Below are 16,441 nucleotides of genomic sequence, written 5' to 3'. Positions count from 1 at the left end.
CCGCCTGCGCGTCGCGGGGGTGTCAGCACGTTCGTGATCAAGCCGGAAGTGGCGATCTCTCGGCGCCGAGCGCCTGGTCGGGTGACGACCGAATCGCTTTTACAGCCTAGTAGTCCCACCGGCCTACTGTGACAACCGCCAAACAGATCGCCGCTGAGCTGAGGGAAGCTACAGAGCGCCGTCGTGCAGGCGCTCTGCCGCCGCGCTCACCCGCTCGGTCGGCGCGGTCAGCGCGAGCCGCACGTGCTGCGCCGCGTCGGCACCGTAGAAGGGGCCGGGACCCGCGAGGATGCCCAGGTCGGCGAGCCGCCCCAGCGACTCCCACGCGTCGCGTCCCTCCGTCGCCCACAGGTAGAGACCCGCCTCCGAGCCGTCGATGCGGAAGCCGGCGGCCTCCAGGGCCGGACGGAGCAGGTCGCGCCTGGCGCGGTACAGCTCCTTCTGCGCGGCCACGTGCGCGTCGTCGCCGAGCGCCACGGCCATCGCGTGCTGCACCGGAGCGGGCGGCATGAGGCCGAGGTGCTTGCGGGCGGTGAGCAGCTCCCCCACGATGCGGGCGCACCCGGCCACGAAGGCGGCGCGATACCCCGCGAGGTTCGACTGCTTGCTGAGCGAGTACACGCTGAGCAGGTTGGCGCGGCTGCCGTCGGTCACCCGCGGGTCCAGCACGGACGGGATCGGCTCCGTCGACCACGGGCCGTCCCACCCCAGCTCCGCGTAGCACTCGTCGCTCGCCAGGACCGCGCCCAGCTCGCGCGCGCGACGCACGGCGGCCGCGAGCTCCGCGACGCTCCAGGTGCGCCCGTCGGGGTTGCCCGGGGTGTTGATCCAGATGAGCTTCGTGCCCTCGGGCCACTCCGCCGGATCGTCGGCCGCGAGCGGTGTGGCTCCGGCGACGCGGGCGCCCACGTCGTACGTCGGATAGGCCACGCGCGGGTGCACCACGATGTCGCCCGGACCGAGACCGAGCAGCGTGGGCAGGAGCCCGACGAGCTCCTTCGAGCCGATCGTGGGTAGCACGTTGTCGATGCGCAGATCCGGCACGCCGCGGCGGCGCGCATACCAGGCGACGATGGCCTCGCGCAGCGCGGGCGTGCCGACCGTCTGCGGATAGGCGTGGGCGTCTGTCGCCTCGGCGAGCGCCCGGCGGATGATGTCAGGCGTCGGGTCGACGGGCGAGCCGACCGAGAGGTCGACCAGACCGCCCGGGTGCTGCGCTGCGCGGTCACGGAACGGGACGACCGCGTCCCACGGGTAGTCGGCGAGGTCGCGGACGCTCACGGCCGGCGCCTACTCGCCCTGCGGCGGCAGCGCGGCGATGATCGGGTGGTCGAACGGGTAGACGCCGACCTTGGCGGCGCCTCCCGGCGAGCCGATCTCGTCGAAGAACTCGACGTTGGCCTTGTAGTAGTCCTGCCACTCGTCGGGCAGGTCGTCCTCGTAGTAGATGGCCTCGACGGGGCACACCGGCTCACAGGCACCGCAGTCGACGCATTCGTCCGGGTGGATGTACAACGACCGTTCGCCCTCGTAGATGCAGTCAACGGGGCACTCGTCGATGCAGGCGCGATCCTTGACATCGACGCACGGGAGGGCGATCACATACGTCACCGCTCCAGTCTACGTCGCGCTCGGCTCCCGGTCCTCCGTCGGCGCGCTCGCGGGTCGTGCGGGCGGGCGGGAGAACGACGGCCACGCGACCACGAGCAGCACGATCCCCGCCGCCAGGTAGGTCCAGATGCGACCGGCGAGCGAGTCCTGCACCACGACGGAGCCGCCGGGGCCCACACCGGAGATCATGACCAGCATGCCGAGCATCCCGAGCCCTGCGGCGACGGCCGCCCAGCGGTCGTGGGTGAGCGCGCGGATCGCCACCAGGATGGCGGCGCAGGCGATCGCCGCGACGATCAGGCCGACTGGGATCGGGCCCCACGTCACGCTGTGCGCGATGGTCCCGGCCACGCCGTAGACACCGCCGACCAGGGCCGCGGCGACCCACGACAGCACCCTCGAGATCCCGTTCACGCGCACCCCTCGATCCTATCCGCGCGGCGGTCGCGGCACCCGCCGATCAGCTCGCGAGCCCGAACAGGCGCAGCAGCGCCGCCACCAGCGCCGCCGCCACGACCACCACGAGGAACGACTGCCGCAGCCACAGCAGTCCGGCCGCCACCAGCAGCGCGGGCACGCGGGCGTCGACCGTGATGGCCTGGCCGTCGCCGAGCGTCTGCACTGCGACGAGCGCCGCGAGCAGGGCCACCGTGAGCAGATCGGAGATGCGGGCGGGACGCGGCGCCTCGAGCACCTTCGGCGGCACGAGGTAGCCCGCGGCCTTGAGCGCGAGGCAGATCAGGGCGGCCAGCAGGATGGCGCTCCACAGGCTCATGCGCCGGCCTCCCGCGTCTCGAGGGGCTCGCGTCCCGCATCGTCCCGCCCGAGCCAGTTGAACCACCCGACCGCGATCGCGACGACTGCGGCGATCAGCACCGGCAACCCCGGCATGAGGAACGGGGTCAACGCCGCCGCGACCACTGCCGCCGCCACGCCGACGGCCACCGCCTGGCGCTGTCGGAGGCGCGGCCACAGCAGGGCGAGGAACGCTGCCGCGGCCGCCGCGTCCAGGCCCCAGGCCTTCGGGTCGCCGAGCACGTCGCCGACGAGGGCTCCGGTGAGGGTGGTCAGGTTCCAGCCGATGAAGATGCCCACGCCCGTGACCCAGAAGCCCACCCGGCGCAGGCGAGGGTCGTTCTGGGCGATCGCGACGGCGGTGGACTCGTCGATCGTGAAGTGCGCGGCGGCCGCACGGCGCCACGGTCCTCCCCCGACGAGGGGCGACATGCGCATGCCGTAGGCGACGTTGCGCACGCCGAGCAGCGCGGCCGAGGCGATCGCCGACGGGAGGGCGGCGAGTCCGCCCGAGGCGAAGACGCCGATGAACGCGAACTGCGAGCCGCCCGTGAACATCAGCAGGCTCAGCACGCAGGTCTGCCACACGTCCAGCCCGGAGGCGACGGCGAGGGCACCGAACGAGATGCCGTAGGCGCTGGTGGCGAGCACGACGCCGAGCGCCTCGCGCCACACCTCGCGTTCCGCGGTCACCGGGACACCGCGCGCGCTGTTCGTTTGAGTGAACGCATGACCATCATTCTGAACAGCTGCTGGTGGATAGTCAAGCGAACGATCGTTTGACATGATGAACGCATGGAGGATCTCCGCACCCGCCTCGCCCGCACGCTCCGCCGCGAGCGCGAGGCCGCGAGCCTGTCCGTCTCGGAGCTCGCCCGCCGCGCCGGCGTCTCCAAGGCGACCGTCTCACAGCTCGAGAGCGGCGCGGGCAACCCCAGCGTCGAGACGCTGTGGGCCCTGGGCGTCGCCCTCGGGGTGCCCTTCGCGGTGCTGGTCGACCAGCAGGCCAACGCGCCCACGCTCATCCGCGCCGACGAGCTCGCGGGCGTGCCCTCGTCCGCCGCCGCCTACAGCGCGACCCTCCTCTCGGCCAGCCCGCCCGGCGCCCGGCGCGACGTGTACCTGATCCAGGCCGAGCCCGGAGACCCCCGCCGTTCCGACCCGCACCACCCGGGCACGATCGAGCACGTGATCCTGATCGCGGGCCAGGCCCGCATCGGCCCGCCCGACGAGCCCGTCGTGCTCGACCCCGGCGACTACCTCACGTACGCCGGAGACGTGTCGCACATCTTCGAGGCCACCAAGCCCGGGACGAGCGCGGTCCTCATCTCCGAACTGCGCTGAGCGCCGCCTCAGTCCGAGCCGCTCGACGGCGACGGATCGGGGATCTCGTGCGGCCGGTACTGCGGCAGCCGCGACGCCGGAAGGATCGCCAGGGCGCTCACCGCCGCCAGCAGCAGCAGTCCGAGCTTGAGCGTGCTCAGACGCGCCTGCTCGTTCACGGCGACCGCCGCATCCACCTGCTCCTCCGTGGCGTCCGTCGACTCCAGCACCACGCGCAGGTCGTCGTTGCTGATGAAGTTCACGTCATCCATCGGCACCTGCGCCACCAGCGACGGCGGCAGCTCCGGATGCTCGACCACCGCGCGACCGACGTTCAGGGCGAGCAGCGACACCAGCAGCGCGCCGGCGAGAGCCGTCCCCACCGCCGATGCGAGGTTCTGCGTCGTGCCGCGCAGGGAGCCCACGTCGCCCGCCAGCTCCGCGGGGGCCGCGGTGACCAGCACGTTGAACACGAGCGTGACCAGGGCGCCCTGTCCGATGCCGAACACGATCAGCCCCGCGATCGTCGGCACGGTCTCCCAGTTGTTCGTCACGACGACCGAGAGCCACACGAGCGCGGCGGTGGTGAGGATGAAGCCGAACACCCCGATGGTGCGCGGGGGGTAGCGCTTGTAGAAGCGCACGACCAGTGTCGCGGTCAGGAAGACCGTGAGGTTGAACGGCATCATCGCCAGCGACGTGTCGAACGGGGTCCTCCCCTGCACGATCTGGATGTACAGCGGGATCGTGAAGTTCACGCACGCCTCGAGCCCCACGACGATGAACATGGCGTAGACGGCGGCACGCTCGCGCGACGACCCCAGCACACTGAGGTCGATGAGCGGTACCTTGCCCTCCGCCATGCGCCGCCGCGTCCACAGGAAGAACGCCTGCCCCAGCACGAGGCCGAGCACGATGAACAGCGGTGCCGGCGACAGCCCCAGCACGCTGAACGGGGCGGCCGGCGATGCGGCCAGCGCACCCCAGCTGTTGAGGTTGTTGAACCCGAGCGTCAGCAGCACGATCGCGCCGCCGATCAGGAGCGACGCCACGAGGTCGATGCGGATGGAGGCGTCGCCGCGGTCGCCGCGCAGCGTGAAGCTCAGGGCGAAGACGGCGACCGCGACGGCCAGCACGATGAAGAACAGCGGGCGCCAGCCGACGAGGGTGCCGAGCGTGCCGCCGATGAGGAAGGCGCTCACACCCGAGATGGCGCGGGCGGAGCCGATGGCCCCGATCGCGGTGGCCTGCTGGGATCCGCGGTAGTTCTCGGCGATCAGCGCCACGATGGACGGCACGATGATGGCCGCGGCCGCCCCGGCCACCGCCTGACCGGCGATCGCCCACCAGATGCCGGGGGCGGTGAGCATCATGATCGCGGAGCCGGCGAACAGGGCGACCACCACCCGGAAGATCAGCACCCAGCCGACGCGCTGCCCGAGCTTCGCGCCCGTCATCACGAGCGCCGCGACTGCCAGGCCGTACATCACGATGGTGGTGCTGGCGAGTGTCGGCGGCACGCCGAACTCACCGACCATGCCGCCCAGGGAGATGGGCAGCGCCGCCACATTGAACGACATCAGCACCTGCGCGAGGAACAGACTCACCATCGGCAACCACGAGGTCTTCGCTGGCGCCTGCACCGTCTCCGTCATGATCGCTCCTTCTCCGCCGGTCGGGGACCGCTCCCCGAGTCGTCCGCCTGCGCGGGTGCGGAGGCGAACAGATTGAGCCCGAGCGAGCGCGACAGATGGCCGATCGCCATCTGCGACCGCACAGAGTTGCCCGCGTCGTCCAGCCGCGGCGAGAACCCGGCGGCCGCCCCTTTGCCCGGCGAGACCGCGACGATCCCTCCCGCGACACCGGACTTCGCCGGGAGACCGATCTCGAACAACCAGTCGCCGGAGTTCTCGTAGAGTCCGCTCGCTGCGACGACCGCGAGCGTGTCGCGGCACACGTCCGCCGTCACCACGCGCTCCCCCGTGATCGGGTTCACGCCGCCGTCGGCGAGCGTCGCCCCCATGACAGCCAGGTCGTGCGCCGTCACGCTCAGCGCGCACTGCCGCGTGTACACATCGACGATCTCGTCCGGGTCACCCGCCAGGCGTCCGTAGCTCTTGAGCAGCCAGCCGAGGGCGCGGTTGCGGTCGTTCGACGCCGCCTCCGACGCGTACACCTCGCCGTCGAGGCTCAGCGGCCGTCCGGCGAACGCCGACAGCCCCTCCCGCACCCGTTCCCACTGTTCGACCGCGGTCGCGCCCGGCATCAGCGCCGTGGTCGCGATCGCGCCGGCGTTGACCATCGGGTTGCGCGGATGGCCCTCGTTCAGCTCCAGCGCGACGACCGAGTTGAACGCGAGCCCGGTGTTGTTGACGCCGACGATGTCGCGGACGCGCTCGTGCCCGTGCTCCTGGATCGCCAGGGCGTACACGAACATCTTCGAGATCGACTGGATCGAGAACGGGTGCAGCGCGTCGCCGGCGTCGTGCACCCCGCCGCCGACCTCGATGACGGCGAGACCGAACAGCTCGGGGTCCACCTCGGCCAGCACCGGGATGTAGTCGGCCACGCGCCCTCCGCGCTCACCGGCATAGCGGGCGTGGGCCTCCCGGACGATCTCGTCCACGCGCTCCCAGCCGGGCAGCGTGCCGGTCGAGACCTCCTGCGGGACATCGAGCCAGGCGACGGGATCGAGCACCACTCCTCCTCGGATTCGCGACGCTCCCCAGCCGTCACAGTCACCGTAGCGCTCGACCGCCTCTCAGGATAGGCCCGTCACGGTGCGTGACCTCCGGCCCGCTCGGGCTCAGTACCAGTTCATCGCCTGCGAGTGGCCCCAGGCGCTGCACGGCGTGCCGTAGGCGTCGGCGATGTACTTCAGGCCCCACGCGATCTGAGTGGCCGCGTTGGTCTGCCAGTCGGCGCCGGCCGAGGCCATCTTGCTGCCGGGAAGCGCCTGCGGGATCCCGGTGGCACCGCCATCGGCGTTGTACGCCCGGTAGTTCCAGCCCGACTCCTTGTTCCACAGCGAGTTCAGGCAGGAGAACTGATCGCCGCCCCAGCCGTAGCGGTCGGCCATCATCTGCTGCGCGGTCGCCTTCGCGCCGTCCACCGTGTTGGCCGCGGCGAGCGCGGCGGCGGCCGCAGCGGCCTGCTCGGCGGCGACGCGCGCCGCCTCCTCCGCGGCCTTCTGCTCCTGCGCCGCCGTGTACGCCTGCTGCAGCGCCGCGGTCTCCGCGACGACCTTCTCGGTCTCGGCGGCGGCCTGCTCGGTCGCGACCGTCACGAGGAGCAAGGGCAGGGTCGCACGGTCGTCGAGGGTCTCCAGGTCATCCTCGAGCGGCGTCGTGTCCACCGGGGCCGCAGCGCTCACGTCGAGGCCGGACGCGGAGACCTCGGCGGTCAGGGCGTCCGCCGCCGCGACCGCATCCTTCCCCTTCGACACCGTCATCACGGCCTCGTCGGCGATGCGGGTGAGCGGTTCCGCGCCGAAGGCCTGGCTCGTGATCGCGGCCGACGCGGCCGGCTGCGCGGTGCCGGTGGCGGGGGCGGCCGTCACCCCGACCGTGAGGGTGATCCCCACGAGGGCGGCGGCCGCGGTGCCCAGGACGAGCAGCGGGGTACGGGTGACGGCGGCGCGCGCGGCAGCCACCTCGGAGGCGCGCCGAAGCGCACGGGTCTTCTGAAGCATTGGGTTCGACTTTCGGGTCGTCGTGCGCCCGATGCGGGACACTCATCGGGAGATTGCCCCGGACGCAAGTGAACGAGTCTGCGTCATCGACCTAGCCCCCACCTGGCATTTTCATGAGAAGAGGGCCCCACGCAGGAGCGTGGGGCCCTCTCGGAAGGGTGCGGGGATGCCTCAGGCGTTCGCGTCCTGACGCTTCAGGCGCGAGGCCTCGCGACCGCGGACGGTCTGGTCCAGGATCACCTTGCGGATGCGCACCTTCTCGGGCGTCACCTCGACGCATTCGTCGTCACGCGCGAACTCCAGGCTCTCCTCGAGCGTGAGCAGCCGCGGCGGCGTCATCGACTCGAAGTTGTCGGCCGTGGAGGAGCGCATGTTGGTGAGCTTCTTCTCCTTGGTGATGTTCACGTCCATGTCGTCGGCGCGCGAGTTCTCGCCGATGACCATGCCCTCGTAGACCTCTTCGGTCGGCTGCACGAAGAACGACATGCGCTCCTGCAGGGCGATCATCGCGAAGGGGGTCACCACGCCGGAGCGGTCGGCCACGATCGAGCCGTTCTGGCGCGTCGTGATCTGACCGGCCCACGGCTCGTACCCGTGCGAGATCGCGTTCGCGATGCCGGTGCCGCGGGTGGTCGTGAGGAACTCGCTGCGGAAGCCGATGAGACCGCGCGAGGGCACGACGAACTCCATGCGCACCCAGCCGGTGCCGTGGTTGGTCATGTTCTCCATGCGGCCCTTGCGGTTCGCGAGGAGCTGCGTGATCGCGCCGAGGTGCTCCTCCGGCGTGTCGATGGTCAGGTGCTCGAACGGCTCGTAGACCTTGCCGTCGATCTTCTTGGTGACCACCTGCGGCTTGCCGACCGTGAGCTCGAAGCCCTCGCGACGCATGTTCTCGACGAGGATGGCGAGCGCGAGCTCACCGCGGCCCTGCACCTCCCAGGCGTCGGGACGGCCGATGTCGACGACCTTGAGCGAGACGTTGCCGATGAGCTCGCGGTCCAGACGATCCTTCACCATGCGGGCGGTGAGCTTGTGCCCCTTGACCTTGCCCATGAGCGGCGACGTGTTCGTGCCGATCGTCATGGAGATCGCGGGGTCGTCGACCGTGATGGCCGGCAGCGGACGGATGTCCTCGGGGTCGGCGATGGTCTCGCCGATCGTGATGTCCTCGAAGCCGGCGATCGCGACGATGTCGCCGGGGCCCGCGGAATCGGCCGGGTAGCGCTCCAGGGCGCGGGTCTTCAGCAGCTCGGTGATCCGGGCGTTGCTGGTCGTGCCGTCGGAGCGGACCCAGGCGACCGTCTGGCCCTTCTTGAGCGTGCCGTTGAACACGCGCAGCAGGGCGAGTCGGCCGAGGAACGGGCTGGAGTCGAGGTTCGTGACCCAGGCCTGCAGCGGCGCCTCGTCGTCATAGGACGGCGCGGGCACGTGCTCGAGGATCGCCTCGAACAGCGGCTCCAGGTCGTCGTTGTCGGGCAGCGACCCGTCGGCGGGACGGTTCTGCGAGGCGGCGCCGGCACGGCCGGAGGCGTACACGACCGGAACGTCGAGCAGCGCGTCGACATCGAGGTCGGGCACGTCGTCGACCAGGTCGGACGCGAGACCCAGCAGCAGGTCGTGCGCCTCCTCCTCGACCTCGGCGATGCGGGCGTCGGGGCGGTCGGTCTTGTTGACCAGCAGGATAACCGGCAGCTTGGCCTCGAGGGCCTTGCGCAGCACGAAGCGGGTCTGCGGCAGCGGGCCCTCGCTCGCGTCGACGAGCAGCACGACACCGTCGACCATGGACAGGCCGCGCTCGACCTCGCCGCCGAAGTCGGCGTGGCCGGGCGTGTCGATCACGTTGATCGTGATCTCCTTGCCGTCGGCGTGCTTGCCCTTGTAGGTAATCGCCGTGTTCTTGGCGAGGATCGTGATGCCCTTCTCGCGCTCGAGGTCGTTCGAGTCCATCGCCCGCTCCTCGACGTGAGAGTGTTCGCCGAAGGAGCCCGTCTGGCGGAGCATCGCGTCGACGAGCGTGGTCTTGCCGTGGTCGACGTGGGCGACGATTGCGACGTTGCGGAGGTCAGAGCGGAGGGCGTGCGCCATACAAGGGTCCTCAAAGAGTGTGGGGTTGCGCCGGGAAGCCGACGTTCCAGGATAACGTACGCGCCGGATCGGATCTCCGAGGCACGTCGTAGCATCGACTCCGTGACCCCCGCTCCCCCGATGTCCTCGCGCCGCGAGGGCCGTGCGCGCCTGTGGTGGGAGATCGCGATCGTGCTGGCCCTGGGGCTCGGGCAGTCGGCGGTCTACGCGATCGTGCAGCTGGCCTACCGCCTGACCGACGACGTGCCCCTGGCCGACCAGACCGCGACGCTCAACCCGTCCCGCAGCGACCGCGAGGTGTTCGACCTCGTCTATCAGCTGCTCTCGATCGGCTTCTCGCTCGTGCCCGTGGTGCTGGTGTGCTTCCTGCTGTGGCAGCGCCGACGACCGCACCTCGGGCGGCTCGGGCTCGACGGCACCCGCATCGGCGTCGACGTGGCCCGCGGCGTGCTGCTCGTGGTGGCGATCGGCGTGCCGGGCCTCGCGCTCTACCTCGGCGGCCGGGCGGCCGGCCTGTTCGTGGCCGTGAACCCCGCGGGACTCGACGCCCACTGGTGGACCGTGCCGATCCTGCTGCTCGCGGCGGCCCGCGCCTCCCTGCAGGAGGAGTTCGTGGTGCTCGGCTACCTCTTCGCGCGGCTGCGGCAGCTCGGCTGGTCGCCGTGGACGATCATCGTCGCCACCTCCGTGCTCCGCGCGACCTACCACCTGTACCAGGGGCCGGGGGCGTTCGTCGGCAACCTCGCGATGGGGCTGCTGTTCGGATGGCTCTACCAGCGGACGGGACGACTGCTGCCGTTCCTGGTGGCGCACTTCCTCATCGACGCGACCGTGTTCGTCGGCTACCCGTGGGCGGCCGCCACCTGGCCGGAGCTGTTCGGGCTGCCCGGGTGAGCCCGGTGCGCCGGGTGCTCAGCCGAGATTGACCACGACGAGCGCGGCGGCGGCCCACAGCACGATCACCGCGAGCGCGATCAGCGCGGGGCCGTCCCACGTGCGACGGATGGGCGCGTCGGCAGCCGCCGCCTCCGACCAGCGGTCGCGGATGTCGGTGAGGGCCCGCAACCCGGAGGGCACCCGCGGCTCCGCGTCCTCGTCACGACGCTGACGGGGCGGGCGGGCGCGGGCCGGGCCACCCCAGGAGGTGAGCGTGCGGCCGTCGTCGAGCGCGAACTCGAGCTGCCAGCGCAGGTCGATGTCGCGCACGTGCCCCCAGCCGAAGCTCGTCCGGCGCAGGAGGTTCTGCACGGTCGCCCCGTGCGCGTCCACCCGCACGTGCGACACGAAGCTGATCTCGTACACGATCCACAGGGCGAGGAGCATCCACGGAGCGATCAGCAGCGCCTGCACGATGCTGCCGTTGACGACCGTGTCCCCCAGCAGGAACAGCACCAGCAGCACGCTGAGCACGAGGATGACGGTGCCCGAGGACGCACGGTAGGTCCGTGCGTCCTCGGGCTGTGCCGGCGATGCCACGCTCAGTGGCCGCCGAGAGGGATCGACGCACCCGGGATCGCCTGCAGCAGGCGCTCCGTGTACTCCTCCTGCGGGTTCGCGAAGATCTCGTCGACCGTGCCCTGCTCCACCACGCGGCCCTTCTCCATCACGCACACCAGGTCGCTGGAGACCCGCACGACCGCGAGGTCGTGGGTGATGAACAGGTACGTCAGGTCGAGCTCGGACTGCAGGTCGGCGAGCAGCTTCAGGATCTGGTCCTGCACCAGCACGTCGAGCGCCGACACCGCCTCGTCGAGCACGATGATGTCGGGCTTGAGCGCGAGTGCACGGGCGATCGCCACGCGCTGCCGCTGACCGCCCGACAGCTCGTTCGGGTATCGCGTGGCGAGGGACTGGGGCAGGGCGACCTGCTCCAGCAGCTCCTCCACGCGCGCCCGCTGCGAGGCGCGGTCGCCGACGCCGTGGATCTGCAGCGGCTCGGCGATCGTGTTGCCGATGTTGCGCAGCGGGTCGAGCGAGCCGTACGGGTCCTGGAACACCGGCTGCATCCGACGACGGAGCCCGAACGCCTGCGCGTTCGAGAGCCCCGACACGTCCTGGCCGTCGATCTCGATCGTGCCGGCGGTCGGATCCTCGAACTTGAGCACCATCTTCGCGACCGTGGACTTGCCCGATCCGGACTCCCCGACCAGTGCGAGCGTCTTGCCGCGCGGGATCTCGAACGACACGTCGTCCACCGCCCGGAAGGCCTCGCTGCGGAAGTTGCCCTGGCGGATCTTGTAGTCCTTCGTCAGACCGGCCACCCGGACGGTCGGCGGGATGTCCGCGAGGTCCTCGAGCGTCTCGATCCCCCGATCCTCCACGACCGCCTGGATGCGCTGCGACGCCACACTGGGCGCCGCGGCCACCAGCCGCTTGGTGTACGGGTGCTGCGGGTTCTCCAGGATCTGACGGCTCGGCCCCGCCTCGACGATGTTGCCGCCGTTCATCACGATGATCTTCTCCGCGCGCTCGGCCGCGAGACCGAGGTCGTGCGTGATCAGGAGCACCGAGGTGCCCTTGTCCCGCGTGAGGGAGGCCATGTGATCGAGGATGACCCGCTGCACCGTCACGTCGAGGGCCGAGGTCGGCTCGTCGGCGATCAGGAGCTTCGGGTCGGCCGCGAGACCGATGCCGATCAGCGCGCGCTGGCGCATCCCGCCGGAGAACTGGTGCGGATACTGGTGCAGCCGTCGCTCGGCATCGGCCAGACCCGCCTGCTGCAGCACCTCGATCGTGCGTGCCTTGACAGCGGCACGCCCCTGGGCGATGCCGTTGGCGCGCACGGCCTCCTTGACCTGGAAGCCGATGCTCCACACCGGGTTGAGGCTCGACATGGGGTCCTGCGGCACGAAGCCGATGTCGCGACCGCGCACGGCCTCGATGTCGCGTCGGCTCAGGCCCGTGAGCGGACGGCCCTCGAGCGTGATCGATCCTCCGGTGACCTTTCCAGTCCCCGGCAGCAGGTCGACGATGGCCGTGGCCGTGGTGGACTTGCCCGAGCCGGACTCCCCCACGATCGCGACGGTCTCGCCGGGGAACACGTCGAACGTGACACCGTGCAGGACCTCGCGCATCCCCTCCTGCGAACGGAACGCGACCTTGAGGTCGCGGACACTCAGCAGCGGGATCTGGGCGGCGTTGTGGTCGCTCATCGGCGGGCCCTCGCCTTCGGGTCGAGGGCGTCTCGGATGAGCTCGCCGAGGCCGACGAACGCGAGCACCGCGAGGGTGAGCGCGATCGATGGATAGATGAGCGACATCGGGGCGATGCGCAGAGCCGCCTGTGCCTGGCTGATGTCGTTACCCCACGACACCACCGTGCCGCCGAGCCCGACACCGAGGAACGACAGGGTCGCCTCCGCCACGATCGCCGCGGCGAGTCCCAGGGTCGACACGACCAGCAGCGGCGCGATGCCGTTGGGGATCACGTGGGTCAGCAGCGTCTTGAACCGGGACTGGCCCAGCGAGCGCGACGCCATGACGAAGTCCGCCTGCCGCACCCGGAGGATCTCAGCGCGCACGACGCGTGCCGTGGACGCCCAGGAGAAGCCACCGATCGCGAGCGCGAGCGTCCACACCGAGCGATAGTCCGAGAGCACCGTCATCACGACCAGGGCGGCCAGGATGTACGGGATCGCGAAGAAGATGTCGCCGATGCGGGACAGCAGCGCGTCGATCCAGCCGCCGTAGAAACCGGCCAGCGCACCCATGATGAGGCCGAGCACCGCGGAGATCACGGTGGCGATGAGACCGACCGACAGCGACGTCTGGGCGCCCCAGACGACGCGGGCGTAGATGTCGCAGCCCTGGAAGTTGAACCCGAGCGGGTGGCCGGGCGTCGGGCCCTCGTTGCTGTTCATCAGGTCGCACACGCGCGGGTTGACCTGCGTGAACAGGGTCGGCCAGAACGACATGACGATGAACAGCGCGGCGAGCAGCACCGAGAACCAGAACATCGGGCGACGGCGCAGGTCGCGCCACGCGTCGCGCCACAGGTTGCTGGGCTTCTCGGCGACGCGCACCGCATCGATGGCGATCGACTCGGTCTCGACCGGGGCGACGTAGTGCTTCTGCGTGGTGGGGTCAGACATAGCGGATCCTCGGGTCGAGCAGACCGTAGAGCAGGTCGATGACAAGGTTCACCAGCACGTACAGGATCACGAACACCGTGACGAAGGAGACCACGGTGGGCCCCTCACCGCGGATCGCCGCCTGGTAGAGCGTGTTGCCGACACCGGGGATGTTGAAGATCCCCTCGGTCACGGTCGCGCCCACGAGGAGCACGCCGAAGTTCGTGGCGGAGTTGGTGATGACCGGGAGCAGGGAGTTGCGCAGCACGTGCACCGGGATCACGCGGGTGCGCGAGAGTCCCTTGCTGTACGCCGTGCGCACCCAGTCCTGGTTGAGGGTGTCGATCACCGAGCTGCGCATCAGGCGCATGCTGACGGCGAAGAGGCTGAACCCGAGCACGAGGGCGGGGAGCCAGAGGCCGCCCCAGTCGTTGTCGGAGCCGACGGTCGGGCTGAACCAGCCCCACTGGATCGCCAGGAAGTACTGGGCCAGGAAGCACAGCACGAAGATCGGGATCGCCAGGGCGACGAGCGCGACCAGCAGGGCGGTCGTGTCGAACAGCTTGCCCTTGCGCAGCGCCGAGATCGTGCCGATCGTGATCGCGAGCGTGAACTCGATCCCGATCGCCATGACGGCGAGCCGGCCGGTGACCGGAAGCGTGTCGACGAGCACCGCGGAGACCGGGCGACCGGAGAAGGTCGTGCCGAGGTCACCCTGGAAGACACCGGTGATGTAGTACCAGTACTGGACCAGGAACGGCTCGTTGAGGTGGTACTCCTCGCGCAGGGCGTTGACGAGAGCCTCATTGGGCGTGCGATCGCCGAACAGAGCCAGGATCGGGTCGCCCGGCATGGCGAACACGAGGAAGTAGATGAGCAGGGTGGCCCCGAAGAACACGGGGATCACCTGGAGAAGACGTCTGATGATATAGCTGGGCATCCGCAGTCCCTTTCGGGAGGGCGCGAACAGACCGAACGGGAGCACCCGACGAGGCGGTGACGGAAACCGTCACCGCCTCGCGGGTGCGAGCTCCGTCAGGCCTATTCGGCAGCCTTCGTGATCTCGTAGTACAGCGGGACCGAGTTCCAGCCGAACGTGACGTTGTCGACCGTGTCGGCGTAACCACCGGTCACGTTGGAGTACCACAGCGGGATCGCGGGGAGATCGTTGAACAGGATCTCCTGAGCCTTGGTGAACTCCTCGACCTGGGCCGCGGTGTCGGTGTTGCTGATGCCCTCGGCGATCAGCGCGTCGAACTCGGGGTTCGAGTAGTCACCGTCGTTGGAGCCGGCGTTGGTCGCGTAGAGCGGACCGAGGAAGTTGTACAGACCGGGGTAGTCGGCCTGCCAACCCGAACGGGCAGCGGTCTTGATGCTGTTGTTGTTGATCTCCTCGCGGATGACCGAGAAGGTCGGGTACGGGTCGCCCGATGCCTCGATGCCCAGCGTGTTGGAGATCGCGTTGGTCACGGCGTCGACCCACTCCTGGTGGCCACCGTCGGTGTTGTAGGCGATCTTGAACTCGCCCTCCCACGGGGAGATGGCGTCGGCCTCGGCCCACAGCTCCTTGGCCTTCTCGGGGTCGTACTTCAGGACCTCGTTGCCCTTGATCGAGTCGGACCAGCCGTCGATGACCGGCGACGTGAAGTCGCTGGCCGTCGTGCGGGTGCCGAAGAAGATCTTGTCGGTGATCTGGTCGCGGTCGAACGCCATCGAGATGGCCTGACGACGGAGGATGCCCTCCTCGCCGGAGAAGTGCGGCAGGAACTGACCGATCGTGAACGACTGGAAGACGGCCGACGGCTGGTTCACCGCGCGGTCGCCCAGGTCGTCCTGGAAGGTCGGCAGCGACACGGACGGGATGACGTCGATGACGTCGACCTTGTTGCCCTGCAGGTCGGCGTAGGCCGCGTCCTGCGTCGCGTAGAAGATGATCGACAGGCCGCCGTTCTTGGCCTTGCGACCGCCGTCGTAGTCGTCGTTGCGGACCAGGTCGATCTGCACGTCGTGCTGCCAGGCGCCCTCACCGTCGAGCTTGTACGGGCCGTTGCCGATCGGGTTCTCACCGAACGCGTCGATGTCCTCGAACGCGACGTCGGGCAGCGGGTAGTAGGCCGAGTAGCCGAGGCGCAGCGCGAAGTCGGCGGCCGGCTTGTTCAGCGTGATCGTGAACGTGTAGTCGTCGACCTGCTGGAGACCGGACATGTCGCCCTGAGCGCCGTATACGTCGGGGGTGTTCTGGAAGCCCTCGATGTCTTCGAAGAAGTAGCTCGAGAGGTGGGCGTTCTCCGCCTGTGCGCCGTAGTTCCACGCCTTGATGAAGTTGTCGGCGGTGACCTCTTCGCCGTTGGAGAAGGTCTGGCCCTCCTTCAGCTTCACGGTGAGGTGCTGCGGGTCCTCCGTGGTGATCTCCTCGGCCATGTCGTTGACCGGCTTGCCCTCGGCGTCGTAGTAGACGAGCCCGGCGAAGATCTCGTCGAGGATCTTGCCGCCACCGACCTCGTTCGTGTTGGTCGGGATCAGCGGGTTCTCCGGCTCCGAGCCGTTCGTCGTGATGATGGCATCCGGGTCGGCCTTGGCCCCACCGTTGCCGCCGTCACCGGTGTTGCCGGATCCGCCCGCGCAGCCCGCGAGCGCCAGAGCGCCACCCGCGAACAGCGCGACGCCCGCCAGGGCGATCTTGTTGCGCTTCACTTTGTGTCCTCCTGTGGACGTGGGAATTCTGCGTGCGCATCGTCGAGCACGCAGGGATACCTGAGCGTAACCCGCGAGTCCGCCCGCCGACGCACTCGGCTAACGAACTGTTACTGAGTGGTGACCAATCGTCACACGCGCGAAACATGGGGAGACGCGGACGGCGCCGCGCC

At 69.8% G+C, this 16,441-nt stretch carries 16 protein-coding genes; 2 read left to right on the top strand and 14 right to left on the bottom strand.

What is annotated here, in order from left to right; all coding sequences use genetic code 11:
* Positions 1 to 168 precede the first annotated feature (168 nt).
* Genes dapC through ACFV3I_RS07660 form a run of 5 tightly spaced genes read right to left on the bottom strand, consistent with a single transcriptional unit; the run spans position 169 to position 3,099 of the window.
* Entirely contained in the window at positions 169 to 1,281 is a 1,113-nt protein-coding gene (gene dapC / locus ACFV3I_RS07680) for a succinyldiaminopimelate transaminase (RefSeq protein WP_136028646.1), read from the bottom strand.
* 9 nt (positions 1,282 to 1,290) lie between these two features.
* Positions 1,291 to 1,611 carry a ferredoxin gene (gene fdxA, locus ACFV3I_RS07675; protein ID WP_017203330.1) on the bottom strand — a complete coding sequence of 107 codons (321 nt, stop codon included), beginning with the start codon at positions 1,609 to 1,611 and terminating at the stop codon, positions 1,291 to 1,293.
* A gap of 9 nt (positions 1,612 to 1,620) precedes the next feature.
* The gene (locus tag ACFV3I_RS07670) at positions 1,621 to 2,025 is read right to left on the bottom strand and encodes a hypothetical protein (protein WP_206251516.1); all 405 of its coding nucleotides are present in this window, start codon (positions 2,023 to 2,025) and stop codon (positions 1,621 to 1,623) included.
* A gap of 46 nt (positions 2,026 to 2,071) precedes the next feature.
* On the bottom strand, positions 2,072 to 2,386 hold the full coding sequence (locus tag ACFV3I_RS07665; protein ID WP_136028645.1) for an AzlD domain-containing protein: 315 nt from the start codon (positions 2,384 to 2,386) through the stop codon (positions 2,072 to 2,074).
* Complete coding sequence (locus ACFV3I_RS07660) at positions 2,383 to 3,099, bottom strand: AzlC family ABC transporter permease (protein ID WP_136045755.1); 717 nt, start codon at positions 3,097 to 3,099, stop codon at positions 2,383 to 2,385. Before ACFV3I_RS07660 ends, ACFV3I_RS07665 begins: the two co-directional genes overlap by 4 nt.
* Positions 3,100 to 3,201: 102 nt before the next feature.
* Here ACFV3I_RS07660 and ACFV3I_RS07655 point away from each other — a divergent pair, with 102 nt between their 5' ends.
* Positions 3,202 to 3,750 carry a helix-turn-helix domain-containing protein gene (locus tag ACFV3I_RS07655; protein ID WP_136036699.1) on the top strand — a complete coding sequence of 183 codons (549 nt, stop codon included), beginning with the start codon at positions 3,202 to 3,204 and terminating at the stop codon, positions 3,748 to 3,750.
* Between the two features lie 8 nt (positions 3,751 to 3,758).
* Here ACFV3I_RS07655 and ACFV3I_RS07650 read toward each other — a convergent pair whose 3' ends face one another.
* The 4 genes from ACFV3I_RS07650 to typA all read right to left on the bottom strand — a co-directional run bounded on the left by ACFV3I_RS07650 (position 3,759) and on the right by typA (position 9,505).
* On the bottom strand, positions 3,759 to 5,384 hold the full coding sequence (locus ACFV3I_RS07650) for an MFS transporter (RefSeq protein ID WP_136036700.1): 1,626 nt from the start codon (positions 5,382 to 5,384) through the stop codon (positions 3,759 to 3,761).
* A complete protein-coding gene (glsA, locus tag ACFV3I_RS07645) occupies positions 5,381 to 6,427 on the bottom strand; it encodes a glutaminase A (protein WP_136036701.1) in 1,047 nt (348 codons plus the stop codon). The genes ACFV3I_RS07650 and glsA overlap by 4 nt, the downstream gene beginning before the upstream one ends.
* A gap of 108 nt (positions 6,428 to 6,535) precedes the next feature.
* Positions 6,536 to 7,420, bottom strand: a complete 885-nt coding sequence (locus ACFV3I_RS07640; protein WP_136028640.1) for a phospholipase — start codon at positions 7,418 to 7,420, stop codon at positions 6,536 to 6,538.
* Between the two features lie 171 nt (positions 7,421 to 7,591).
* Complete coding sequence (typA, locus tag ACFV3I_RS07635; RefSeq protein WP_136028639.1) at positions 7,592 to 9,505, bottom strand: translational GTPase TypA; 1,914 nt, start codon at positions 9,503 to 9,505, stop codon at positions 7,592 to 7,594.
* A gap of 120 nt (positions 9,506 to 9,625) precedes the next feature.
* Here typA and ACFV3I_RS07630 point away from each other — a divergent pair, with 120 nt between their 5' ends.
* The gene (locus ACFV3I_RS07630; protein WP_136028648.1) at positions 9,626 to 10,399 is read left to right on the top strand and encodes a CPBP family intramembrane glutamic endopeptidase; all 774 of its coding nucleotides are present in this window, start codon (positions 9,626 to 9,628) and stop codon (positions 10,397 to 10,399) included.
* 18 nt (positions 10,400 to 10,417) lie between these two features.
* On the opposite strand, the gene ACFV3I_RS07625 is transcribed toward ACFV3I_RS07630, so the two are convergent.
* The 5 genes from ACFV3I_RS07625 to ACFV3I_RS07605 all read right to left on the bottom strand — a co-directional run bounded on the left by ACFV3I_RS07625 (position 10,418) and on the right by ACFV3I_RS07605 (position 16,268).
* Positions 10,418 to 10,981: a PH domain-containing protein gene (locus tag ACFV3I_RS07625; protein WP_136028638.1), complete on the bottom strand. Its 564-nt coding sequence runs from the start codon at positions 10,979 to 10,981 to the stop codon at positions 10,418 to 10,420.
* 2 nt (positions 10,982 to 10,983) lie between these two features.
* Positions 10,984 to 12,657 (bottom strand): dipeptide ABC transporter ATP-binding protein, encoded by a 1,674-nt coding sequence (locus ACFV3I_RS07620; protein ID WP_378822655.1) that lies wholly within the window; start codon positions 12,655 to 12,657, stop codon positions 10,984 to 10,986.
* The gene (locus ACFV3I_RS07615) at positions 12,654 to 13,595 is read right to left on the bottom strand and encodes an ABC transporter permease (protein WP_136028636.1); all 942 of its coding nucleotides are present in this window, start codon (positions 13,593 to 13,595) and stop codon (positions 12,654 to 12,656) included. The genes ACFV3I_RS07620 and ACFV3I_RS07615 overlap by 4 nt, the downstream gene beginning before the upstream one ends.
* Positions 13,588 to 14,514, bottom strand: a complete 927-nt coding sequence (locus ACFV3I_RS07610; protein ID WP_136028635.1) for an ABC transporter permease — start codon at positions 14,512 to 14,514, stop codon at positions 13,588 to 13,590. Before ACFV3I_RS07610 ends, ACFV3I_RS07615 begins: the two co-directional genes overlap by 8 nt.
* A gap of 101 nt (positions 14,515 to 14,615) precedes the next feature.
* Positions 14,616 to 16,268, bottom strand: a complete 1,653-nt coding sequence (locus ACFV3I_RS07605) for an ABC transporter substrate-binding protein (RefSeq protein ID WP_136028634.1) — start codon at positions 16,266 to 16,268, stop codon at positions 14,616 to 14,618.
* Positions 16,269 to 16,441: the final 173 nt, after the last annotated feature.

Origin of the sequence: Microbacterium sp. NPDC059771, assembly GCF_042732495.1 — a bacterium.
In the GTDB taxonomy this organism is placed as follows: domain Bacteria; phylum Actinomycetota; class Actinomycetes; order Actinomycetales; family Microbacteriaceae; genus Microbacterium; species Microbacterium sufflavum.
This window is presented reverse-complemented; position numbering and strand designations above follow the sequence as displayed.

Excerpts from the sequence above, each read along its gene's own strand:
- ACFV3I_RS07655 (WP_136036699.1), top strand. The coding sequence starts at position 3,202 with ATGGAGGATCTCCGCACCCGCCTCGCCCGCACGCTCCGCCGCGAGCGC.
- ACFV3I_RS07665 (WP_136028645.1), bottom strand. The coding sequence starts at position 2,386 with ATGAGCCTGTGGAGCGCCATCCTGCTGGCCGCCCTGATCTGCCTCGCG.
- ACFV3I_RS07615 (WP_136028636.1), bottom strand. The coding sequence starts at position 13,595 with ATGTCTGACCCCACCACGCAGAAGCACTACGTCGCCCCGGTCGAGACC.
- ACFV3I_RS07640 (WP_136028640.1), bottom strand. The coding sequence starts at position 7,420 with ATGCTTCAGAAGACCCGTGCGCTTCGGCGCGCCTCCGAGGTGGCTGCC.
- ACFV3I_RS07610 (WP_136028635.1), bottom strand. The coding sequence starts at position 14,514 with ATGCCCAGCTATATCATCAGACGTCTTCTCCAGGTGATCCCCGTGTTC.
- ACFV3I_RS07650 (WP_136036700.1), bottom strand. The coding sequence starts at position 5,384 with ATGACGGAGACGGTGCAGGCGCCAGCGAAGACCTCGTGGTTGCCGATG.
- typA (WP_136028639.1), bottom strand. The coding sequence starts at position 9,505 with ATGGCGCACGCCCTCCGCTCTGACCTCCGCAACGTCGCAATCGTCGCC.
- ACFV3I_RS07630 (WP_136028648.1), top strand. The coding sequence starts at position 9,626 with ATGTCCTCGCGCCGCGAGGGCCGTGCGCGCCTGTGGTGGGAGATCGCG.
- ACFV3I_RS07620 (WP_378822655.1), bottom strand. The coding sequence starts at position 12,657 with ATGAGCGACCACAACGCCGCCCAGATCCCGCTGCTGAGTGTCCGCGAC.